General features: G+C 72.1%; 18 protein-coding genes. 8 read left to right on the top strand and 10 right to left on the bottom strand.

The features are described 5' to 3' along the window. Positions 1–321: 321 nt before the first annotated feature. From mycP to NV263_RS10175, 5 genes are all read right to left on the bottom strand, one after another. Entirely contained in the window at positions 322–1,539 is a 1,218-nt protein-coding gene (gene mycP / locus NV263_RS10195) for a type VII secretion-associated serine protease mycosin (RefSeq protein ID WP_263252498.1), read from the bottom strand. 17 nt (positions 1,540–1,556) lie between these two features. Beyond that, the gene (locus tag NV263_RS10190; protein WP_263252497.1) at positions 1,557–3,869 is read right to left on the bottom strand and encodes a hypothetical protein; all 2,313 of its coding nucleotides are present in this window, start codon (positions 3,867–3,869) and stop codon (positions 1,557–1,559) included. 171 nt (positions 3,870–4,040) lie between these two features. After that, positions 4,041–5,552, bottom strand: coding sequence for a class I adenylate-forming enzyme family protein (locus NV263_RS10185; protein WP_263252495.1), 1,512 nt, complete (start codon positions 5,550–5,552; stop codon positions 4,041–4,043). Between the two features lie 587 nt (positions 5,553–6,139). Beyond that, on the bottom strand, positions 6,140–7,960 hold the full coding sequence (locus tag NV263_RS10180) for an acyl-CoA dehydrogenase family protein (protein WP_263252493.1): 1,821 nt from the start codon (positions 7,958–7,960) through the stop codon (positions 6,140–6,142). Continuing rightward, positions 7,957–11,130 (bottom strand): thioester reductase domain-containing protein, encoded by a 3,174-nt coding sequence (locus NV263_RS10175; protein WP_263252490.1) that lies wholly within the window; start codon positions 11,128–11,130, stop codon positions 7,957–7,959. The genes NV263_RS10180 and NV263_RS10175 overlap by 4 nt, the downstream gene beginning before the upstream one ends. Positions 11,131–11,749: 619 nt before the next feature. Between NV263_RS10175 and NV263_RS10170 the strand changes: the two genes are divergently transcribed. The 5 genes from NV263_RS10170 (at position 11,750) to NV263_RS10150 (ending at position 15,845) form a co-directional block, all read left to right on the top strand. Next, a complete protein-coding gene (locus NV263_RS10170; protein WP_263252488.1) occupies positions 11,750–11,986 on the top strand; it encodes a PLD nuclease N-terminal domain-containing protein in 237 nt (78 codons plus the stop codon). 378 nt (positions 11,987–12,364) lie between these two features. Then, on the top strand, positions 12,365–12,709 hold the full coding sequence (locus NV263_RS10165; RefSeq protein WP_263252486.1) for a hypothetical protein: 345 nt from the start codon (positions 12,365–12,367) through the stop codon (positions 12,707–12,709). A gap of 95 nt (positions 12,710–12,804) precedes the next feature. Then, a complete protein-coding gene (locus NV263_RS10160) occupies positions 12,805–14,733 on the top strand; it encodes an ATP-binding protein (protein ID WP_263252484.1) in 1,929 nt (642 codons plus the stop codon). Beyond that, positions 14,730–15,089, top strand: coding sequence for a response regulator (locus tag NV263_RS10155; RefSeq protein ID WP_263252483.1), 360 nt, complete (start codon positions 14,730–14,732; stop codon positions 15,087–15,089). The genes NV263_RS10160 and NV263_RS10155 overlap by 4 nt, the downstream gene beginning before the upstream one ends. Before the next feature lie 54 nt (positions 15,090–15,143). After that, positions 15,144–15,845 (top strand): response regulator transcription factor, encoded by a 702-nt coding sequence (locus NV263_RS10150; protein ID WP_263252481.1) that lies wholly within the window; start codon positions 15,144–15,146, stop codon positions 15,843–15,845. A gap of 110 nt (positions 15,846–15,955) precedes the next feature. Here the strand turns inward: NV263_RS10150 and cofD are convergent, their stop codons facing one another. The 4 genes from cofD to NV263_RS10130 all read right to left on the bottom strand — a co-directional run bounded on the left by cofD (position 15,956) and on the right by NV263_RS10130 (position 18,760). Next, positions 15,956–16,933 carry a 2-phospho-L-lactate transferase gene (cofD, locus tag NV263_RS10145; RefSeq protein WP_263252479.1) on the bottom strand — a complete coding sequence of 326 codons (978 nt, stop codon included), beginning with the start codon at positions 16,931–16,933 and terminating at the stop codon, positions 15,956–15,958. Beyond that, the gene (locus tag NV263_RS10140) at positions 16,930–17,268 is read right to left on the bottom strand and encodes a hypothetical protein (RefSeq protein ID WP_263252477.1); all 339 of its coding nucleotides are present in this window, start codon (positions 17,266–17,268) and stop codon (positions 16,930–16,932) included. Before NV263_RS10140 ends, cofD begins: the two co-directional genes overlap by 4 nt. 66 nt (positions 17,269–17,334) lie before the next feature. Next, positions 17,335–18,126: a nitroreductase family protein gene (locus tag NV263_RS10135; RefSeq protein WP_263252476.1), complete on the bottom strand. Its 792-nt coding sequence runs from the start codon at positions 18,124–18,126 to the stop codon at positions 17,335–17,337. Between the two features lie 160 nt (positions 18,127–18,286). After that, positions 18,287–18,760: a hypothetical protein gene (locus NV263_RS10130; RefSeq protein WP_263252474.1), complete on the bottom strand. Its 474-nt coding sequence runs from the start codon at positions 18,758–18,760 to the stop codon at positions 18,287–18,289. 327 nt (positions 18,761–19,087) lie between these two features. Between NV263_RS10130 and NV263_RS10125 the strand changes: the two genes are divergently transcribed. From NV263_RS10125 to NV263_RS10115, 3 genes are all read left to right on the top strand, one after another. Next, a complete protein-coding gene (locus NV263_RS10125) occupies positions 19,088–19,522 on the top strand; it encodes an Rrf2 family transcriptional regulator (RefSeq protein WP_263252472.1) in 435 nt (144 codons plus the stop codon). Between the two features lie 90 nt (positions 19,523–19,612). After that, the gene (locus tag NV263_RS10120; RefSeq protein ID WP_263252470.1) at positions 19,613–20,872 is read left to right on the top strand and encodes an amidohydrolase family protein; all 1,260 of its coding nucleotides are present in this window, start codon (positions 19,613–19,615) and stop codon (positions 20,870–20,872) included. Beyond that, a complete protein-coding gene (locus NV263_RS10115) occupies positions 20,869–21,738 on the top strand; it encodes an SDR family oxidoreductase (RefSeq protein WP_263252469.1) in 870 nt (289 codons plus the stop codon). The genes NV263_RS10120 and NV263_RS10115 overlap by 4 nt, the downstream gene beginning before the upstream one ends. A 134-nt stretch (positions 21,739–21,872) precedes the next feature. Here the strand turns inward: NV263_RS10115 and lpdA are convergent, their stop codons facing one another. Continuing rightward, positions 21,873–23,288 (bottom strand): dihydrolipoyl dehydrogenase, encoded by a 1,416-nt coding sequence (gene lpdA / locus NV263_RS10110; protein WP_263252467.1) that lies wholly within the window; start codon positions 23,286–23,288, stop codon positions 21,873–21,875. Between the last annotated feature and the right edge of the window lie 4 nt (positions 23,289–23,292).

Genomic DNA, 23,292 nt, shown 5'->3' with positions numbered 1-23,292 from the left:
TGTTCCGGGAGCAGGTTCAAAGACAGGCACTCAGCGGCCGTCTCGACTGCGGAAGCCCCTCCTGATGTATGCCCAATACACGGCGGAGGGGCTGTCCTCGCGAGACGCCCGCCCGTCACCCGACCGCCACCCCCCAAGGAGGCGCTGACGCGCCGCTGCGCCCATCGGAGAACCCGCGGCGGTGCCGGTTGCTTGCGTACTCACCGAAAGAGAAAGCGGCTGACGCCGCTTATCACGACCCGCCGGGACCAAGTGCAAAGACAGGCACTCAGCGGCCGCCTCGGCTTCGGGATCCCAGACTCATGTACCACCCCGGACTGATCAGGACCCGGTGGCCTCGCCCGCGGTGCGCGCACCGCGGGCGGGGCGCCAGGACCGGCGCCGACCGGCCGGCACCACAACGGAGGCCAGCCACCCGAGCGCGCCCGCGCCCACGGCGGCGGCGGTGGTGGCCGCGACGATGCGCGCGGGCCACGGGTCGGGCGGCGGGACGACGGGATGCTGGACGCGTCCCGGCGGCACCGCGCCGTGCGCAGCGCCCGTGACCACGCCGGTGACCGCGGTGTAGGGGTTGACCACGCCCCACCCGGTCCGGGGGTCGGGCACCGCACCGCCGGACCGGTTCGCGGTCGTCCGCAGCCGCTCGGCGACTTCGGCGGCGGTCAGGTCCGGGTGGTAGGCGCGGACGAGCGCGGCGGCGGCCGAGACGAACGGCGTCGCGTAGGCGGTGCCGCTGCCCTGCCAGTGGCCGGGTCCGCCCGGTCCGATGCTCACCACCCCTTCGCCCGGGGCCACCAGGTCGACCGAGGTGCCGGTTTCCGAGGCGGCGCCGGGTTCTCCGGTCTGGTTGACCGCGCCGACGCCGAGAACCCCGTCGTAGCCGGCGGGATAGGACGCCGACCGGCCGTCCGCGCTCGCCGCGGCGGCGGCCACCACGAGCGCGTCGCGCGACTGCGCGTACTGGACCGCCGCCTGCAGGGCGGAACTGGGCTCGGACGTGCTGGGCGAGACGTTGATGACCCGCGCACCGGCGTCGGCCGCGGCGCGGATGCCCTTCGCGAGCATCGCCGGATCGGCGTTGCCCTGGTCGTCGAGCACCCGCACCGGCAGGATGCGGGCCTCCGGGGCCAGTCCGGCGAATCCGACGCCGTGCACCTGCCTGGCGGCGATGACCCCGGCGACGAACGTGCCCTGCCCGGTGCAGTCCGACGTCGCCGCGCCGGCCCCGGAGACGTCCACACCGGACAGCACGGCACCGGCCAGCTGCGGCGAGTTCGCGTCCACCCCGGAGTCGACGACGGCCACGACGACGCCCGCTCCCCTGGTCACCTTCCACACCCGCTGCGGGAAGAACTGCCGCTGCGCCCACGGGATCGCCGGGTCGGACGCGCTCGGCGGCGGCGCGCAGCCGTGGATCGTCGACCGGTCCGGCGGCCCGGCCGCCGGTGCGGCGAGGGCGGCCGGGGCCGGGCCGATCAGGGCCGCGCACGCCAGGCAGGCGGCGGCCGCGCGGGCGGGACGGGCTGTTCTGCGGTGCATCCACTCGCTCCGGGAGTTCAGGGGGCTGTCGCGGAAACCTGCTGCGCGGCGGCGGGGACCTGGGCGACGAGCCCGACGGCGGCTTCGAGGCGCGCGACCTGCACACCGTCCACAGTGGCCAGTTCACGGTCGCGGCGGCGGCGCAACGCGTCGCGCAGCCGGTCGGCCACGGCGCGGTCGCCGTCCGCCGGCTCGCCCGAACCGGTCCCGGCGTCCGCGGGCAGTTCGTCCAGCAGCAGCGCGGAACCGTCGTCGCCGCGCTCCACCGCGAGGACCCGGAACCGGCCGCGCTGCCCGAACACGACCTCGTGCTGCTGGCCGACGGGGGTCAGCACGGACGTCCGCCGCGCCGAGCGCGACCAGATGCCGACGTCCACGCACGCCCCCTCGGGTGCACCGCCGTCGCGCGGCACGGCGCTGACCAACCCGGGTTCGGACAGCACCGCCCCCACCGGGTAGCAGTCCTGGAAGTCCTGGTCCCACGGCCACGACACACCGCGGAACACCGCTCCGCGGTGAACCGGCAACCGGCGCAACCCGGAGGCCAGGCACGCGAGGTAGGCGGCGCACGGCTGCTCCTCGCCGGTGCGGAGCCGTTCGTTGAGCGCTGCGCCGCCCCGGTCGCCGCCGCCCAGGTAGAGCCGCACCGCGACCAGGTCGACGCGGGCGGCGTCCTCGTCGTCGCCGCGCAGCGACGGGAACAGCGCCAGGGCCGCGTTCACCGCGCCCACCTCGGTGTCGAAGTCCTCCCCCGCCCAGTCCAGGAACGCGGCCCGTTCCTCGGGGGTGCTGACGTGGTCGGCCGGGAACAGCGGCTCGCGGTGCTCCACCGGCGTCGGTGCGGGCTTCGCCGGTGCCGGGATGCGCACGGTCCGGGCCTCGGCGTCGCCGTCCGGTGCGCCCGACGGCCCGGAACTCAGCGTCGCCGGGCGCGATCGCAGCGGCGCGACGACCACTGTGGACGCGTCCGCGTCCGCGCCGGGCTCCGGTCGGGGCACCACCATCGTGGTCCGCTCCGCCGGAGTCCGCTGCGCCCCACTCTCCCGGGCCTCGAACTCCGCCCCGCACTGCCGCGCCGCCTCGCGCAGCGCTTCGGCGGCCCCGTCCTCGGCGGGGCCGGTCAGCAGGACGCGGAGGCGATCTCCGCACCGCTTCGACAGGACCGGCAGGAGCGCGGTGATCAGCTCCGCCCCGGCCGCCACCGCTGCCGGGGTCACCGCCAGCGTCATCCGGTGCGCCTCGAACGGATTGCGCGGCAACGCCTCCGCCGATTCGTCCACAGTGGTCACCGCGAGTCCGGACGGGACGACGTGCAGCCGCAGCGGTGCACCCGTCGCGGGGCGGGAGCAGCCCGGCCCGGTGGGCAACCAGCCCGGGGGCGGCGGGGACGAGGTGAGCACCGTCGTCGGCGCCCCGGGCGAGTAGCGCAGCAGCGTCGGAACCGGGCGCCAGCCGGCTTCGCCGTGCGCGTCGTGCGCGACGACCGAACCGTCCGGCGCGGGAAGGCCCGTCGAGGCCACGACGTCCCGGCCGAGCCGGTCGGCGAGCCGCTGCAACCACGCCGCCGACACACTGGTGGCGCCGGGGACGAAGCGGCACGAGTCGAGCAGCGCCGCGGGCATCCGGTGCAGGGCGGACACCACGGGTTCCAGCGCCGGTTCCTGGTCCCCGGGCCGGCCCAGCACCACGCTGGGCGCCCCGGGGACGACCGGCACCGCCCGCACCGGGTCGTCCGGGCCGGAACTCCGGGATCGGACGGTGCGCACCAGCAGTCCCGCCGGGACGTGCTCGAACACCGCGTCCTGCTCGACGACGGGCCGGGGCGGCAGCAACGCCTCCCAGGGGGGAGGTGCGAGCCGGTAGCCGCACGGCGTGCTCGGGCTGCCGGGGCGGAACCGGGCCCAGCCCGGCGCACCGCCGGGACCGGCCGCGAAGGCCAGCATTCCGGCCATGGCGACCTCGCCCGCCGACGCGACGACCTCGACGCCGAAGGTGTCGGCGAGCGACTGGGCGTAGATCCGGCCCGAGGCGTCCGCAACCCCGGCTCCCCGGGCCAGCAGCCACAGCACGCGGGGCGCGCCCGGCGGACCGAACACCCGCCCGCACGTCTGCCACACGGCGTTCGGCAGGTCGGGCGCGGCGCCCGCCGCCGGGGTGGCCAGCAGGACGACGGTCCCGGGCACGTCCGGCAACGAGGCGAGCAGGCGGTGCTCGGGCGAGTCCGGGGTCTCGCCGAGGCGCTCGAACAGTCCCGTGCAGCCCCGCCAGCGGACGCGGAGCGCACTTGCTTCGAGGCCGGGCACCGGATTCGGCGGTGGTGTTGGTGGCATGGCTCGTTTCCCTGCAGGCAGCGGGCTCCAGACGCCTCCGGGCGTCTGCCGACGTGTGTGACGAGAGGTCCTGGAGCGACTGTGCCCGGTTCCCGCACCGCGGTCGGCACCCCGGACCGGGCACGCGCCGTGATCGAGGGATACCCCTCGATCACCCGCGCCCCGGGCGGGTCAGGAGTCGACCAGGCCGGCCAGCGCGCGGCGCATGATCTTGCCCGTGGAGGTGCGCGGCAGCTGCTCGACGAACCGCACCGAGCGCGGCAGCTTGTAGGCGGCGAGCCTCTCGCGGCAGTACTCGATCAGCTCGTCCTCGGTCACGGCCGCCGCCGGGACCACGTAGGCGCGCGCGAGTTCGCCCTTCACCTCGTCGGGCACCGGCCCGACGGCGACCATCGCCACGGCCGGGTGGCCGGCCAGGACCCGCTCGATCTCGGCCGGGTACACGTTGTACCCGGCGGTGACGATCATGTCCTTGCGGCGGTCCACCACGAAGAAGTGCCCGTCCTCGTCGGCGTGCGCGATGTCGCCGGTGTGCAACCACCCGTCGGCGTCCACGGCGGCGGCGGTCGCCTCGTCGTCGTCGAAGTAGCCGAGCATCACCAGCGGTCCGCGGACCAGGAGTTCGCCGGGCACGCCGGGTGGCGCGGTCCGCCGGGAGTCGCCCAGCTCGCCGACGCGGACCTCGACGTCGGGCAGTGCGACGCCGATCGAGCCGGGGCGCGGTTCGCCGTCGTACCAGTGCGTCGTGCCGAGCCCGGACAGCTCGGTCATGCCCCACAGCTCGATCAGCCGGGCGCCGGACACCCGCTCCCACCGTTCGACCGTGGAGCGCGCGATCGTCTGCCCGCCGACGGTGCAGCGGGTCAACGTGCCCAGCTCCGCCCGGTCGAGGTCGTCGTGGGCCAGCAGCATCGAGTACATCGCCGGAACGCCCTCGAACAGCGTGGCCCGGTGCTCCTGGATGAGCCGCAGCGCCTCCCCGGCGTCGAACCGCTCCATGAGCACCACCGTGCCGCCCACCAGGAACGTGCTGTTGACGGCGACGTTGCCGTAGACGTGCGGGGTGGGCAGCGCGGTGACCACGACGTCGGCTTCGGTGCGCCCGTGCATGCGGGCCGTGGCCTCGCAGTTGAGCAGCACCGCCCGCTGCGACTGCACGGCGCCCTTCGGGACCCCCGTGGTCCCCGAGGTGTAGCCGATGGTCGACGGCAGGTCCGGCGACACGGCCACCGGCTCGAACGCGCCGGGGCCCGCCAGGTAGTCGGCTGCGGACCGGGCCCCGGGCGGCGGGTCGTCGAAGCAGACGACGCCGCGCAGCGAGTCGACCTCGTCGACCACGCCCTCCAGCCCGGCGAGCTGGTCGCGGGCCGCGAACAGCAGACCGGCCCGGCAGTGCCGCAGCACGAACCGGACCTCCTCGGCGGTGAGCATGACGTTGATCGGGTTCACCACGGCTCCGGCCCGCAGCGCCCCGTGGTAGGCGGCGATCCACTCCCACCGGTTCTGCGAGTACAGCGAGACCCGGTCGCCGGGTCGGATGCCGTCGGCCACCAGCCGAGCCGCGACGTTGGCCGCCGCCCGGTCGAGTTCGGCGTAGCTCAACGTCCGGTCCTCGGTGATCAACGCGGTTTTCCGCGGGAATCTCGCCGCGCTGGCCGACAGGATCTCGCCTGGACCTTGCATGGGGCCACCTCGTATTCTCTGAGCTTCCTTCGCGAATCGCGAGTGGGAAGCGATGATGAGCCAGGCAGCCCGCTCCCGGCACACCCGATCGGGCGTACCGCGGCATTGCTCCACTGTGGACACCGCGGCGGACGGCCACCGGTGGACACGGGTGGCCACCCGACCGCGCCCGCCGAATCGGGGCACCCAGCACCTCCACCTGGAAGGTCCGCCGCACCACCGCCCCAGACAGTCCACAAAGGACTAAAGACGGCAGGCGCCTCCCGCCCGCGGTCGGGCGGAAGGCGCCGGTGCGGATTCTCAGTTCCTGTCTTCGAACCTGGTCCTGACCGCCGTGGCAAGCGGCGTGAGCCGCTTTCTCTTTCGGTGAGTGGTCTCGCAACCCGCACCGCCGCGGGTTCTCCGGTGGTCACAGTGGCGCGTAGCGCCTCCGTGGGGGGTGGTGGTCGGGCGACGGGCGGGCGTCTCGCGAGGACAGCCCCTCCGCCGTGTATTGGGCATACATCAGGAGGGGCTCCCGGAGCCGAGACGGCCGCTGAGGTTCCGCCACCGGCACCGCCACGCACAACGAGTTCAAATACACGCTCTCAGGCCCCGATCCGCGAGCGGTACTCCGCGACGAAGTCGTCCACCGCGATCGGCGCCCGCACCAGCCCGTCGGGAATGCGGAACGCGTCCACCAAGGACATCACCGATCCCGCGATGCCCTCGCAGAGGTCGTCGATGACCGACGGCAGCTGGTCGACGTGGTCGGTGGTCAGCAGCTCCGCGCTCACCAACCAACCGGACTGGCGGTCCATCTCGGCCAGCGCGAACAGGCCCGCCACCCGCCGCAGCGCGTGGGCGGCCCGCGCGTCCTCGACCGCGTCGACGGCGTCGAGCAGCCTCTCCAGGCCGATCCGCGCCGCCGACGCCCTGGCGAGTTCCACCGCCTGGTTGGTCACGCCGTTCCAGGCGTCGAAGAACGACGCCGACGAGTTCGCCCGCCGCTGCAGCTCGGCGTTGATCCGGTCGCGCATGCGGATCTCGCGCTCCCGCAGCACGTATGCCCAGAAGTCCTCGTCGAGCAGTTCGCCGCTGGGTTCCTCGGGTTCGTGCCGGGGCGGGTCGTGCTGCAACCCGGAGAGGATCTCGCCCGCCGCCTTCAGCAACATGACCTGGTTGTCGCCTTCGGCGGTCATCGTGGCGTGCGCCATCCAGAGGTACTCGGCGATCCGGTTCACCGAGAACATCCCCTGCGCCCCGCACCTCTCCCGGCACTCCGCGAACAGGCGCTCTGCCCACGACGTCGTCCACGCCTTGGTCAGCGACATCAGGTGCTCCACCTCCGCCTCGCGCTCCGGTGTCATGCCCGTGTAGGCCCGGGTCGCGTGGCGGACCAGCATCGTCATCGCGTAGGTGTACGCGAGGTGGGTGAACACGGGGCGGCGGAAGCTCCGGTACGCCGTGACCGGCACCTGCTGACCGTCACCGCCGGTGGCGAACGTCCTGCGCTGCGTGGCGTACCGGACCACGATCCACGTCGCCGACCGGCAGCACGCCACCGCCGCGGCGGCCAGCAGCAGCCGCCCGGTGTACAACCGGCTGCCCGACAACAGGAACCGCCGGTGCGGGTCGGCCACCTCGCTGGTGAACGTCCCGTCCTCGTCCAACGCACCCGCCCGGCCCGCCAGCAGGCAGCCGAGCGGAACCTCCACGTCGGAGAACGCGGTCAACGCGTTGTCCTGGTGGTAGGCGGGTTTGCCGGGCAGGGCGGTGATGGACACGCCCTCGCAGGGCGTCCCGTCGGCATGCCGCAGGCGCACCAGGAACGGCAGCACGCCGTGGTCGGTCCCGTCGACCTTCAGCCGGGCCATCACCACGCCGATCTTGCCGACGTCGTCGGCTCCGGTGGCGGGCATGAACTTCTGGCCGCGCTCGCTCGGAGTGGTCAGGCGGAACACCCGGGCGTCGCGGTCGTAGACCGCCTCGGTCTCCAGCGCGGCCGCGTTCGTGCCGTAGCCGAGTTCGGTCATCATGAACACCCCGACGGCCGACATCGACTCCAGGTCGGCCAGCAGCGGCCGCACGTCCGGATCGTTCGGCGACCGCTCCAGCACCGTGCCCAGGCACAGGTTGTAGTGCGGCGACAGCAGCGAGGCCATCGTGGGATCGACGATGCCGGACCACTCGTGCAACGCCAACAGCCACTCGAAGTCGGCCAGCAGCTCCCGGGCGGGCCCGACCGACTCGTGCACCAGCCGCAGCCGGTCGTACGACAGCCGCAACGCCTCGCGCGCCGTGGAAACCTCCCGGTAGGCGAACTCCTCCCGGGAGAACAGCTCGGCCAGGTCGGTGTCCTCGCGCCCGGCGAAGAGCACCTCGGCCAGGGACTCGGCGACGGTGTCGCTCGTCCGGTTCTCGGTCATCGGTCGCTCATCTCCCCCGCCTTGGGAATGATCCCGTCCTGCGCCATGCGCTCCAGGTACGTGGCCAGCAGGCCCGATCCGATCTGCGGGCAGGCCACACCGCTGCCGTCGAGTCCGGCACGCAGGTTGGCGGTCCGCACCGCGAACTCCTGTCCCACGGGCAGCACGTCCGGCCCGTCCGCGCCGGACGCCGCGCCGCGCAGGTGCGGCAGGAACAGCCACATCGGGTTGTCCTCGTCGGCCTCCAACGCCTCGACCCACTCGGCGCGGGACGCGATGCGCAGCGCGTATCCGCATTCCTCCAGCCAGCGGTGCACGTCGCTGATCCGCAGCGACGGCGTGTCGGCGACGTGGAAGATCCGGCCCGCCGACGACGGGCGGAGCGCCAGCCGCACCACGGCCTCGGCGACGTGGTCCACCGGCGTCCACAGGTCGACCCACTCGGCGTCGGGCAGCACACCGACGCGCACGCTTCCGGTCAGCACCCGCCACCAGAAGTCCCCCTCGGCCCAGTACCCCTTCTCGCTGTCCCCGGACACGCGGGCCAGGCGGTAGATGCTCACCGGAACGCCGCGCTCTCCCGCGGCGTGCACCAGTTGCTCGGCCACCCACTTGCTGCGCGGGTAACCGCTGAGCACCGATTCGGCGCTCGGCGCGACCGGGATCGGTTCCTCGGCCACATCCGCCAGGTGCCAGTCCCCGAGTCCCTGCATGGCCGCCAGCGTCGAGATGTGGTGCACCCGCTTGAGCCGTTCCCGCGTGGCCAAGCGCAGCACTTCCCGCGTGCCGAGGACGTTGGGGCCGCGCAGCGTCTCGTAGCCCTGCACGGCGCTCACCGACGCGGCGCTGTGCACGATCGCGTCGACCCGTGCGGCCAGGTCGCCGTACTGCTCGGCGTCCAGCCCGAACTCCGGCTCGGCGAGGTCACCGGCGACCGGCACCACGCGGTCGAACCCGTCGGTGGAAAGCCCGTAACCGCGCAGGGTTCGCACCAACCGGTTCCGGGCGTCCTCCCGCGACCGCGCGCGGACCAGGCAGTGCACCCGCGCCTTCGTGCGGCGCAGCAGCTCGTCCAGCAGGAACGCCCCGACGAAACCGGTCGCGCCGGTCAGCAGCACCTCGCGTGGCTTGGCGGCGGACGCCAGAGCGCGGTCGGCGGGCACGACGACGTCCGGGTCCAGGACCGCGTCGGTGTGCGGGTTCGGCTCCGGACGCTGGTCGTCCTCCGCCGGGCCGCCCCGGCGGGCCCGCTCGACGGCCTCGGCGAGCCCGCCGACCGTCAGCGAACGGAACGCCTCGGCGGCCCGCACCTCCACGCCGAAGTGCTTGTTGACCTCGTTGACCAGGCGGATCGCGCTCAGCGACCCACCGCCGAGCCGGGCCAGGTTCTCGTCCCCGGCGTCCGGGCGGACTCCGAGGACCTCCTCGCACAGGTCGGCGATCCGGTCCTCCATCGCGGAGAAACCGGGGCCGTGCGAGGAGTCCTGCCCGGCGTCGGTCGGCCAGTCGAAGACGACGGCGAGGCCGCCGTCGTCCAGCAGCTCGCGGCAGCGCCGCCGCTGCACCTTGCCGCTGGAGGTCTTGGGCAGACCGCGCGCCCTGATCAGCACCACCCGCTCCGGCGCGAGCTCGTGGGTCTCGGCGATCTCCTGCCGGATGCGCCGGGCGACGTCCGGCTGGTCCTCGTCGCGGCACCGGCTGTCGACCTCGGCGACGACCACGACCGACTCGGAGTCCTCCTCCGCCGCGAACGCCGCGCACCCGCCCGGGCGCACCGCCGGGCTGGCCTGCTCGGCGGCGAGCTCCAGGTCCTGCGGATAGATGTTCTGACCAGCGACGATGATCAGGTCCTTGCGCCGCCCGGTGACGAACAGGTGGCCGTCGACGAGCGCGCCGAGGTCGCCGGTCCGCAGGTACCGCGTGTCGGTGTCGGGGAGGGTGTTGGCGAAGACCTCCGCGCTCTCCTCCGGGCGCTGGAAGTAGCCCTGCGCGATGCTGGGTCCGCCGACCCAGACCTCCCCGATGGCGCCGTCGGCGCACTCGGCGCCGGTGTCGGGGTCGACGACGCGGAGGTCTACTGTGGACGCCGCTGGTCCCACGTCGACCAGACTCGTGCTCGGCGTCCCGGCCTCGGCGGTCCGCACCCGCCCCTGGGCGAGCTGCTGCCGGTCGACCTCCAGCGCCCGCGGACCGCTGCGGCGCGGACCGCCGCTGACGATCAGCGTCGCCTCGGCGAGCCCGTAGACGGGCATGAGCGCCGAGCGCTCGAACCCGGCGGGGGCGAAGTCCTCGGCGAACCCGTCCATCGTGTCGGCGCGCACCGGTTCGGCACCGCAGTACGCCGCGTCCCAGCTCGACAGGTCCAGCGCCGCGAGCTCGTCGGCCGTCACCCGCCTCCGGCACATCTCGTAGGCGAAGTTCGGCGCCCCCGAGATGGTGCCCCGGTAGGCGCTGATGGCCTGCAACCACCGCACCGGCCTGCGGACGAAGTCCACGGGAGGCATCAGCACTCCCCGGGCTCCGTTCACCAGCGGGAGCACCACCCCCGCGATCAGCCCCATGTCGTGGAACGTCGGCAACCACGAGACACCGACGCTGTCCGACGTCACGTTCATCAGCGTGGAGATGGCCGCCGCGTTGGCGAGCAGGTTGGCGTGCGTGAGCGCGACGCCCTTCGGCGCGGAGGTGGATCCCGAGGTGTACTGCAGCATCGCCAGGTCCTCGGCGCGAACCCGGGGAGGACGCCACTCCTCGACGGGTTCGGCGGTGAGATCCACGGGCACGCGGTGCAGTCCGGGAAGACGTCTGTCCACTTGGGACATCTGGTCGGACGAGTTCAGAACCAGTGCGGGCGCGCAGTCGTCGACGACCGACGACAGCCGCTCCGCGCCCCGGGACATCCTTGCCGGGTCCCGCAGTGTCGTCGGAACGGCCACCACCCCGGCCGTCAGACACGCGAAGTAGGCGACGACGAACTCGGGACCGGGCGGGCAGACGAGGACAGCGCGGTCACCGGGGTTGGCGTGGGCGGCGATCACCGCCGCGTTGCCGAGGACCCGGCGGTACAACTCGCCGTACGTGACGTCCCACCGCTCCACTCCGTCGTTCAGGAACAGGTAGGCGGAATCGTCGCCGCGGTTTTCCGCCTGCGACGTGAGAAAGTCGAACAACGTGGTCAATTCTGCTCCAGAACCGGGCACGACCGACGGGAAACCGCCGGTGGAATCATCCGAGGAAATACCGACCAACGCGCGTCCGCGCACCCGACGCGCGGCGGGGAGGCCCGCGGAGCCGAACGCTCCCGAGACCTCCTACCGGAGTAGTTCTAACCTTCCGGCGGCCGAGCAGAACACCTCCACCTGTAGGTGATCACGCAGGTCCGCGCCCGCGATCACGAGGCCGGAGCTCGGCATCGCCCAACGCACGCGATCCTGATCAACGCGGTTCTCCGCGGGAATCTCGCCGCGCTGGCCGACAGGACCTCGCCTGGACCCCACATGGGGTCTCCTCGTATTCTCTGAGCTTTCTTCGCGAATTGCGAACGGAAAGCGACGATGAGCCAGGCAGCCCGCTCCCGGCACATCCGATCGGGCGCACCGCACCGGCTCGCGCGGCGGTGCGGGACGTCCCGCCGCGAGGGATTTCCCTTGATCACCGGGTGCCGCCGGACTCGCCCGTCGTCGCCGGGCGCGCCGCGGTGCACGGTCACGGGTGCGTTTCCCGCCGGCCACGCCGGTGGGACTCGATGGACTCGCCGAACCGAAAGGCCCGACAGTGAATCCCGAACCCGTGTCCGCGTACGTCACCGTGTTCCTGGTCTGCGCGCTCGTCGCCGCATACCTGGTCTTCGTGATCAGCGCGCTGATCGGCGTCGTCCGGTCGAAGCTCGAACTGGTCCACAAGGCCGCCTGGATCGTCGCGATCTTCGTCTTCCCCTTCCTGGGCAGCCTCGTCTGGCATTTCGTCGGCAAGAAGTCGAGGAGCGCCCTCGGCAACGAGCAGCCGGTCAGCCCGCAGGTCGGCTGACGGCCGGACCGGCACGCCGCGTCCTGACCACGAACGCGCCGGGTTCCCGGTCGGGTCCGCCGGACGAGTCCGCACCACCGCGGCGCCGTCCGGCTCCCGCGGGCCGGTTCGTCCCAGCAGGGCGGTGCCGGTCGGCAACGCGCCAATACCCCCACATGCAGGTGGTGTGCGCACGACGGCGTGCACCATCCTCGCGGAGGAACACCTGCGTCCCGCCCAGGTCCGCGAGGGAGGAGGGGATCGGCGTGGTCAACGCGTCGGGAAGCGCCGCGGCGCGCGGCGGGATCCGCCGGTTCGTCCACTGTGCACGGACCGGGCCGCGTTCGGCGTCGCGCCCCGGAAGCGTTCCCCGCCCCACGCGACCGCAGGGAGAACCGCATGCATACCTCGAACGACGAGACCACGGCGCTCACCGACGCCCTGGACCAGGTGCTCTTCCACATCAGCGCGTCGCTGAGCAACCGCACGGTCGACCAGCTGGTCGCCCACCTGGAAGCGGGCCGGGAACTGGCCGCGGCCCGGATGATGGCGGAAGTCGCGGCAGCTTCGCACCTCGCACTGTCCGAAGAGGACCGCGACACCCTGAGGACGGCCATCGGCACCCACGGCGGCGACACGGCCCACATCGACCGGCTCGACGCCCGCGCGGCGGCCGAGGCCCCGACCGTCGCTGTCGACATCCGCCGCCTGCGCGAGTGCGTCCACCGGACTCCGCCGCGGTAACCCACCCGAACACCGAACTGCCGGCACCCGGTCGCGGAGGGCGGGTGGCACGCGGGCACGTGTTGTCACTTCCGGCACCAGACAGGAGTACCGCCATGCCCGCGAAGGAGTCCCGGCCGCTGGATCTCCACCCCCGCACCGGCGCGACGACCGGGCTTCGCGGCAACGGCGAACTCCTGCACGCGATGGGCAACGAACTCGGTGTGGCCATGGCGGTGGCGGAACGGGCGGCGCACGACGACGCCGTCCCACCCGCGGTGCGCGAGGACATGAACACCGTCGTGGAGGCGATCTCGCGCACCGAAGGACTCCGCGGCCGGATCAGGTTCGGCAGCACCAACGCCCAGGACACCGCGGACCTGCTGGCGTGCCAGACCGAGGTGCTGGAGCTGGTCGCCCGCAAGGCCCCGCTGTCGGCGACGCTGGCGGCGCTGGCCACCGGGATGGAACGGCACCTGCCCGGCACGCACTGCTCGATCCTGCTGTTCGACCCCGAGGAATCCCGCCTGCACCACTGCGCCGCACCGACGCTGTCGGCCAGCTACACCGCCGAGATCGACGGAATGGCGATCGGCCCGGTGGCCGGCTCGTGCGGCACCGCCGCCTACACCCGTCGGCCGGTCTTCGTCAGCGACATCCTCGCCGACGAGCGGTGGGCCGCCTTCCGCGCCGTCGGAGTCCGCCACGGGCTGCGCGCCTGCTGGTCGTATCCGGTGATCAGCCCGAGCAGTTCGGACGTCCTCGGCACCTTCGCGGTCTACCACCGGCGCCCGCACCGGCCCGGGGCCGAGGAACGGCTCGTCGTGGAACGGTTCACGCACCTGGCCGCCGTCGCCATCGAGCACCACCAGTTGTTCAACGCGCTGCACGAGAGCGAAGAGCGCTTCCGCGGCGCGTTCACCGACGCCGCCGTCGGCATGGCACTGGTCGACCGCGACGGTCGACTGGCCCACGTCAACACCGCGCTGTGCACCGAAACCGGGCACGATCTGGACGACCTGTTCGGCATGGCCGTCGACGCCCTGTTCGAGCCGGGCAGCGCCGCCGAGGTGCGCGACGCCCTGTCCCGGATCGTTTCCGGTCGCGCGGGCTGCTACTCCCGCGACCACGACTTCCTGCACGCCGACGGCAGCCGCCGCGCGGCGTACCTGCTGCTGTCACCGGTCACCGACGCCGAGGGCCGCCTGCGCTTCGTCTGCCTGCAACTGCGGGACATCACCGACAGGCTCCGCATCCGCGGGGAACGGCAGGCCCGGGAGGCGGCCGAACGCGCCAACCTCGTCAAGAGCGAGTTCGTCGCCCAGCTCAACCACGAGATGCGCACTCCGCTCAACGCCGTCGTGGGGTTCGCCGAACTGCTGCGCCGCAGCGCGCTCGCGCCGGAGGCGGCCGAACACGCCCGGCACATCGTCGAGGCGGGCGCGCACCTGGAAAGGCTCCTTGAGGACACGCTCTGCATGGCGCGGGCCGAGGCCGGAAGCCTGCCCATGCACTTCGAACCGCTGGACCCGGCCGAGATCGCCCGGGAGGCGATCAGCTTCACGCAGCCGTTCGCCGAGCGGATGGGGATCGAGCTGCGAGCGCCGACCGGACCCGCACCGCGCGCCGTGGCCGACCGCCACCGGCTGCGCCAGGTGCTGTTGAACCTGCTCACCAACGCGATCAAGTACAACCGGCCGGGCGGGCGGGTGGCGGTGCGCTCGCGGAAGTCGGCCGACCAGGTGCGCATCACCGTCGAGGACACCGGCCGCGGCATCGGACCCGCCGCGCTGGAACGGATTTTCACGCCGTTCGAACGTCCCGGTGCGGCGCCCGACGACCCGGCAGGCGTCGGCCTGGGCCTCGCCCTGACGAAGAAGCTGGTCACCGCGATGGGCGGGTCCATCGCCGTCGACAGCGAAGTCGGCGTGGGCACCCGTTTCCGGGTCGACCTGCCCGCGCACGAGGCGGAGCGACCCGCCGGTGCCGAACCGGTGGACCCGCTGGACCGGGGTGTCCAGGCGCCGCGCGGGGAGGACGCATGACCAAGCGGGTGCTCGTCGTCGACGACGACGCAAGGATGGCCGAACTGCTCACCCACCAGCTGGCCGCGTTGGGCTACCACGGCCGCGCGGTCAGCCCACCGGAGACCGCGCTGGAGGCCGTCCGCAGCCACCCGCCCGACGCGCTCGTCATCGACCTCACCTTGGCGGACGCGGACGGCCTGGCGCTCGGGGAATCGCTGCGCGAATCCGGAATACCGATGCTGGCCTGCACCGGTTCCGTCGAACCGGACGTCGAGCAGCGGGTGCGCGCCGCGGGTTTCGCCGCATTGCTGCGCAAGCCGTACCGGTTGGCCGCCCTGGACCGCGAGCTGACACTTCTGTCCGAGCTGGACTGATCGACCACGCCACGTGCCGCCCGTAGCGGGCCGCCGGAAGGAGCACTCCCGCCCATGTTCGCCCCACCGCCGTCCGCCCGGTCCGTGCTCGTCGTCGAGGACGACGAACGAATCCGGCGAGTCGCCAGCCGAGCGCTCCGCGACGGCGGGTTCGAGGTGAGCGAGGTGGTGGACGGCCGGTCCGTGCTCGACGAACTCCGGCGGTCCGCGGTCGACCTGGTGGTGCTCGACATCGGGCTGCCCGGAGTCGACGGCCTGGACCTGCTGCACCACCTGCGCCGCGAGGGCGACCTCCCGGTCATCCTGCTCACCGCGCGACGCGGCGAGACCGACCGCGTGCTGGGCCTCGAACTCGGCGCCGACGACTACGTGACCAAGCCGTTCTCGCCCCGCGAGCTGGTCGCCCGGGTCAAAACCGTCCTGCGCCGCGCCACCCGGGGGCAGGCCGACCGCTGCCGGTTCGAGTTCGACGGGTTGGTCATCGACACCCGCACCCGCGAGGTCCTCGTCGGCGGACGCGCCGTCGAACTCACCGTGAAGGAGTTCGACCTGCTGGTCCACCTGGCCTCCGCGCCCCGCCAGGTGTTCTCCCGGAGCCAGCTGTTGCAGGCGGTGTGGCGGTCGGAACCGGGTTGGCAGGCCGAAGCCACCGTCACCGAGCACGTCCACCGGCTCCGGCACAAGGTGGAGACCGCCCCGGCCCGGCCCCAGCGCATCCGCACCGTCCGCGGCATCGGCTACCGGTTCGAGCCCTGACGCCCGGGCCGGCACCACCCGGTCGTGCAGCGTGGTGCGCCCAGCGAAGCGAGCACCTCCTCGAAGCCGACATCCGACATCACCTGACCGGGCAGCCGCACCGACGCGACTCATCCATGCCCGCTCGGACAGGTGTCGGCGTGCGCTGCCACGTCCAGGACCTGGCGGGCCAGCGCGTCGGCGTCCTGCCGCCGGGGCAGCAGGGTCCGCGCGGTGACGGCGCGCATTCCGGTCCGGCGGATCGCGGCGACCGCGGCGGCATCCGCTTGGTCGACCACGAACACGTCGCAGAAGTCCTGGTAGAGCGCGGCGACGTCGGCTGCGGTGTGCCGACGCCCGCACGCGGCCAGCAACGCCGCGCGACTGCGGGCGCGGGTGGCCTCACCCTCGTCGTCGATCGGCACGCCCTCGACCACCGGCGTGACCGCCACGACGCGGGCGGGCGTCGCGCGCAGCGCAGGACGCACCCCGGGCAGCGCCAGCACCGGGCCGACGCTCGCCACCGGATTGCTCGGTCCCACCACCACCAGCCGGGATTCCCGGATGGCCCGCAGCACGCCGTCCGCCGGGGCCGCGTCCCCGACACCGCGGCAGTGCACCGCCGCCACCTCGTCGCGCGCCCCGCGCCGCACCAGGAACTCCTGGTAGTGCAGGGTTTCTCCGGTGCCCGTCCGGACGAACGTGGTGACCTCGTCGTCGGTCATCGGCAGCACCTCGTGGGGCACTCCCATCCCGTCCGCCAACCGCCTGGTGACCGCCGACAGCGACGTGCCCGCGCGGAGCATCCCGGTGCGGAACAGGTGGGTGGCCAGGTCCCGGTCGCCGAGCTGGAACCACACCGGCGAGCCGAGCGAGCGCAGCTCCGACATGCACCGGAAGCTCTCGTCCGCCACGCCCCAGCCGCGGCGCACGTCCTGCCGACCCGACAACGCGTACAGCACGGTGTCCAGGTCCGGGCAGACCCGCAGACCGTGCATCCAGATGTCGTCGGCCGTGTTCACCACGAACACCAGCGGTTCGTCCGTCACCCGCGCGATGCCGCACCACAACCGCGCGGCGCCGATGCCGCCTCCCAGCAAGGTGATCACAACAACCACTCCGGCATCTCCGGCGGCACCCGGCGGCCGTTGGCGATGAAGAACGCGCGGATGACGTTGCCCTTGGCCACCTGGCGCCCGCGCGGCAGGTCCAGGCCCTCGGAGAACTCCTTGATCTTCTTGGCGTAGAAACCGCGCTTGCGGTACTTGCGGGTCTGGACGTCGAAGATCTCGGCGACCATCTCGTCCGGCGTGCGCTCGACGAACTCGGCGAACTGCCGGAGCGTGTCCAGCCGCTCGGCCCGCTCCTGCTCGGTGAGGTCCTCGTCGAGTTGCCGCGCGTAGCGCCGCACGGTGTCGAACTCGGTGAACCGCTGCTCAAACATGGATCGCTGCTCCCGGGAACCCACGTGCGGGCGGCGGTGACCGCCGGGCACCGCCGCCCGCGGCTGTCACTCCGGCAGACCGAAGAGCCCGGCCAGTGCGCGCACCTCGGCCTTGCGCCAGTGCAGCGGCGCGGCCTCCTGGATGGCGCCCGCCTCGGTCAGCTCGCGCACCACCTCCGGGTCCCGCTCGAACGAGGTGCCCCACGTGCCGCGGAAGTACAGCTGCTCGAAGTCGGGACGCGGTCGCTGCCCGCCGGCCTCGCGGTCCTCCGCCGGGTAGCCCAGCAGCTGGACCTGCGCCGGGGTCGCGTGCTCGGGCATGCCCAGCAGTTCGCGGATGCGGTCGCGCTTGCCGGTGAGCATGCCGGTGCCCAGCCCCTCGTCGACGGCCGCGAGCAGGGCGGACCCGATCGCCAGGCCGGTCTCGATGGCGCTGAGCCACTCGGCGAAGCGCATGTCCCCGGCCAGCACGTTGAAATCCGGGGTCTTCATCACGACGTCGTCGACGAACTGCTCGCTCCAGCCGTAGCTGGAGGTCAACGCACCGGCCTCGATCAGCTTGAGCAGCTCGTCGCGCAGGTTCTCCCAGCCGCTCATGTCGATGGTCCAGTAGACGTGCACCGGCGCCTGCGCGGCGGCCGGCTGGTTGTACAGCGCCTCCACCAGGGCGTTCCAGGTCTGTTCGGGGGTTTCGTCGCGGATCACGACGACCGCCTTGCGGATCAGCTGGGCGTTGCCGTGCTGGGATTGCAGCCGCGCGGCCTCCAGCACCTTCTGGATCTTCGCCTCGTCGACCGGTCGCCACGGCTGGTAGTAGCGGATCGACCGCCGGGTGCCGACGACCTTCTTGAACTCCATGCGCTCTCCCTCCACCGTCCCGGCTCGCTCCGGGAGCCCGTTCCTGCTCGCGGAACTCGCCCACGGTGGTGCACGGCAACCGCGCCACGTCCGCCCGTCACCCGCCGTGACCGCCCCTGCGAGCACGGTTACAGGTTCGACCGCGCGGATCAGATCGCCGTCAAGGAATTCTCAACATTCCATCGTCGCCGCTCACCGGGATCCGGCGCCCACACACCGCGATGCCGTTCGCGCTCTCGAAGGCGCCACGAACACGCTCGACACGGCACCGGGCAGCGCGGCGCCACTGCGCGCTTTCCTGGAACGCCTCGACCGCAGCGTGCCGGCGAGGATGGCCGTCCACTTGCTCGTCGACGGCTTGAGCCCGTCGAGGAAGCCCCCTGACGACCCGGCTCGGCGACGCCCAGCTGTCCCCATTCTGGATGGTCATGATCCCGGGCGCGTTCGCTCCGGTGACCGCCGCGTGCATGTTGCTCGTTCTCCGCGACCGGCGGCTCAGCCCGACCGATCGCCCCGCCTTCCGAGCCCGGGAACTCCTGCGCACGTTCTCCTTCAGCCCGAAGCGCAACCCGGACTTCAGCTGGGCCTGCCTCGTGGTGTTCCTGCTGTCCACGGGCGCCTCGACGCTCACCACCTACCTGGTCTACTACCTCTCCGACTACTTGCGCATCGACGGCGCCGCAGTGCCGCGACTGGCGTTTGTGGCGCCGGATCCGCAACGTGTCCTAAGTAGAACGTCGGTTCTATCCACAATGGACTCACCATCGACCGAGCGCCCCGACAACACGCCCCACGCAACCCCTCCCCACGGACCGCCCGCGGCGCCCTCGCGACACCCCCCGCGCCGAGACAAGACCCCGACATCGCGAAGGGACCCCAGGCACCGGATTGACAGGCGATCCGACTGCAACTAGGTTCGTTACAGTTAATCGGTGCCGCCCAGGTCATGAAGGGAAGACGGGTGGGTCTCAGCAGCAGGAGTGCGGTCGCGATTCACGCGCTCACCATGTTGGCGCGCTGGGGCGACCGCTGTCTGACCTCCGCGGAGATCGCGGACAGCCTGGCGAGCAATCCGGTGCTCGTGCGGCGCATCCTCGGCAGCCTGCGCAACGCCGACCTGGTGTGGTCCACCGAGGGCCGCGGCGGCGGCTGGTCCCTTGCCCGAGCCCCGCGGGAGATCACGCTCTACGACGCCTACGCCGCTGTCGAGGAGGGGCGGATCCTGTCCGGGCACCCCCATCCCCCCAGCGACGCGTGCGAGGTCGGACGCAACATCTCCGCCCTGCTCGAAGTGGAGTTCCGGGACGCGGAACGGGCCCTGGAACAACGGCTCGGCCGCACGACGATCGCCGACCTGCTCCGAAAAGTACTGACCTCAAGCGCGAACTCGCGCTGACCGAGCAATGACGGAGGCCCGCCCTCCGTCATTTTTCATCCCATAACTGCAACCGCGACAGTTGCAGTATCTACCTCAGGAGTGAGAGCGATGGCCGAAGAACCCGAGGTGACCGAAGCACGCGATCCCGCACCGTACGACCTCGTCATCCGCCGTGCGCACGTCTTCGACGGCCACCAGGCGCGCGCCGGACTCCACGACGTCGCCGTCCATGGTGGACAGATCGCCGCCGTCTCGGCAGAACCGCTGAGGGGCAGCAGGGAGGTCGACGCGGCCGAAGGCTGGGTGATGCCGGGACTGATCGACACGCACCTGCACTTCTACGACGTCCGCGCGGTGTCCGATCAGGAATCGGTGCAAGCGTTCGAGGACAACGAACTCCCCGGACGGCTCGACTTGTTCCTGCAGCACGGGATCACCACCATCAAGTCGGTGGGCGATCCGACCGGGGGAATACTGCGGACGCGCGCCGAGATCGCTGCGGGCGCCCTGCGGGGTCCGCGGCTGTTGGCGACCGGCTGCGGCATCACCGGACGCGACGGGCACCCCGCGGCCACGATCTTCGGCGACAACCCTTGGGCACGCGCACGATTCACCGCCGAGATCGACAGCGTGCAGCAGATGCGTGATGTGGTGCATGCGCTGGCCGACCAGAAGGTGGACGCGATCAAACTCCTCTCCGAAGGCGCGTGCGCGTGCCCCGGCTCACCGCAGTACGTCTGGCGGAACGCCGCTTTTCCGGTTGCCGTCGAGCTGGAGCGGCTCCCCCGCGATCTTCTTCGGGCGGGCATCGAAACCGGGCACGAGCGAGGGCTGCGGGTGACCGTTCACACGACCCAGCAGGTCGCGGCACGCGAAGCGATCGAGGCCGGCGCAGACGGCCTGGAGCATGGCGTCACGGTCGAACCGATCACCGATCACTCGCTGATCGACCTGATGCTCGAACGCGACATCACCTACACACCGACGCTCTGGATTCACGACGAGATCCATCCGGACACCCGAGGCAACGTCAAGAAGGTCGCCGATGCCGGCGTGAACATCGCCCTGGGCAGCGACACCTTCAGCGGCCGGGGCCTGTTCGGGGCGAACACGTTGGAAGAGGCCGAGCTGATGGTCGCAGCGGGGATGACGCCCGTCCAGTCGCTCATCGCAGGCACCAGCAGCGCGGCGCGGCAGTGCGTCCGCCCCGATCTCGGCACGGTGGCGCCCGGCAAGCGCGCCGACCTGATCGTGCTGACCGCCGATCCCACCCAGGACATCAGCAACCTCCGCGAACTGAGCATGACGATCCTGAACGGCGAGATCGTCGTCGACACTTCGTCGCCGCAAGGGGGAATTCACCAATGAGGACCTGGTTCATCACCGGCATCAGCACCGGCTTCGGTCGCGTGATGGCGGAAAAGCTGCTCGCGGCGGGCGATCGCGTCGCCGGCACGCTCCGCGACCTCTCGGCGGCCGATGACCTGAAGGCGCAGTTCGGCGATCGGTTGTGGCTCGCCTCCCTCGACCTGACGCACACCGACGCGATCAGGCCGACGGTCGACGCTGCCTGGGCCGCCATGGACCGCATCGACGTGGTGGTCAGCAACGCCGGCTACGGGCTGCTGGGCGCCGCCGAGGAGGTGACCGACGCACAGGTCCGGCACCAGATCGATACCAACCTGCTCGGATCGATCCAGCTCGTCCGAGCGGCCCTTCCTCACATGCGCGCGCAAGGCGGCGGCCGCATCCTCCAGATCTCCAGCCTGGGAGGCCAGGTGGCGATCCCCGGCAGCTCGCTCTACCACGCGACGAAGTGGGGCATCGAAGGCTTCATGGAGACCGTCGCGCAGGAGGTGGCCGTGTTCGGGATCGGATGCACGATCGTCGAGCCCGGCAGCGCGAGCACCGGCTTCCGCAACCGAAGCGCGATCGTCGGGCCGCGCATCCCCGCCTACGACATCTCACCTTCCCGCAGGATCAACCACATCGTCGACGACAAGTCGATCCTCTCGCCAGGCGACCAGGGCAAGATGGTCGACGCCATGATCGCCAGCGTGGATCAGGATCCCGCCCCGCTGCGCCTCGCTCTGGGCAGCGACAGCTATTCGCACATCACGAAGGCGCTCACCGCCCGCCTGGCCCAGCTCGATGCGCAACGTGAACTGGCCTGTTCGACCGACTGCGCGGACCAGGGCAACAGCCCGCGCTGGTTCCAGTCGGACGAAGGCTGACCAGCGGCCAGGACCGGCGATGTGTTTCGCGGCTCCGATCCCAGGACCGCGCCGCAACAGCTCCCGCCGGCGACGCGGTGCCTGACCGTGCGACGGGTGTGCGGCCCGGTCGCGGGGGCCGCACCCCCTCCTCGTCAGGCGTTGAGCGGTCTGCCCAGCGCCGCGAGCACCGACTCGTGCATCGCCTCGGACAGCGTCGGATGCGCGAACACGACCCCGGCGAGGTCTTCGCCGGTGGCTTCCAGCGCGCGGGCGATGCCGAAGCCCTGGATCTGTTCGGTCACCTCCGGGCCGACCATGTGGGCGCCGAGCAGTTCGCCGGTGGACTCGTCGAAGATCGTTTTCACGAACCCGGCGGCGGCTCCGAGGGTGAGCGCCTTGCCCGAGGCCCGCAGGTCGAACCTGCCGACCCGGACCGGTCGCCCGCCGGCGCGCGCCTGCTCCTCGGTCAGGCCGAGCCGCGCCACCTGCGGCCTCGCGTAGGTGCAGGCGGGGACGTAGGCGCGGTCCAGCGGCTGCACCCCGCCGAGTCCGGCGAGCTTCTCGACGCACAGCACGGCTTCGTGGCCGGCCTTGTGCGCCAAGCACGGCCCGCCGGCGACGTCCCCGATCGCGTAGACGCCGAATGCGGTGGTGCGGCACCACTGGTCGGTGCGGACGAAGCCGCCGTCGACCTCGACCCCGACGTCGTCCAGGCCGAGGTCCGCCACGTTGCCCTGGACGCCCGCCGCGACCAGCACCCGGTCGGCCGAGACGTGCTCGGCCGACCCGCCGGGCAACGTGATCTCCGCCGTCACGGCGTCGTCGGTCGCCACCACGGCTGCGACGGAGGCGCCCGTGTGAACGCGGATACCGCGCCTGGTGAACGCGCGGCGCACGTGGTCGCAGACATCGACGTCCTCGGCGGGCATGATTCGCGGCGCTGCCTCCACCAAGGTGACCTCGCTGCCCAGGTCCCGGTACAGGCTGGCGAATTCGACCCCGATCGCACCGGAACCGACCACCAGCAACGACTTCGGCAACTCCGGCGGCACGAGCGCCTCGAAGTAGGTCCAGATCCGTTTCCCGTCGGGCTCGATCCCCGCCACCGGGCGCGGCCGGGCCCCGGTCGCCAGGATGACGTGGTCCGCGCGGTGCTCGGTCTCGGCCCGCAGGCCGTCCTCGCTCTCGACGACGACGCGGACCACGCCCTTGTCCACCAGACGAGCGCTGCCGATCAGGACATCGATGCCGTTCTTGCGCATCAGGTGCTCGACACCGCCGGACAGGCGTTGCGAGACCGAACGGCTGTACTCCACCAGACGCGCCATGTCGAAGTCCACTGCGGACGCGCTGAATCCCAGCGGCTCCAGGTTGGCCAGGGTGTGGGCGACCTCGGCCCCGTGCAGCAGGGCCTTCGTCGGGATGCAGCCCCAGTTCAGGCAGATCCCGCCCAGCCGGTCGCGTTCGACGACGGCTGTCCGCAGCCCCAGCTGCGCGGCCCGGATCGCCGCGACGTAGCCGCCCGGACCGCCGCCGATGACGAGGACGTCGTAGTTCTGGCTCATCATCCCT

Source organism: Saccharopolyspora rosea, from assembly GCF_025643595.1.
Taxonomy (GTDB): domain Bacteria; phylum Actinomycetota; class Actinomycetes; order Mycobacteriales; family Pseudonocardiaceae; genus Saccharopolyspora; species Saccharopolyspora rosea.
The sequence above is the reverse complement of the archived record's forward strand: the minus strand, read 5'-3'. Positions and strand labels throughout refer to the sequence as shown.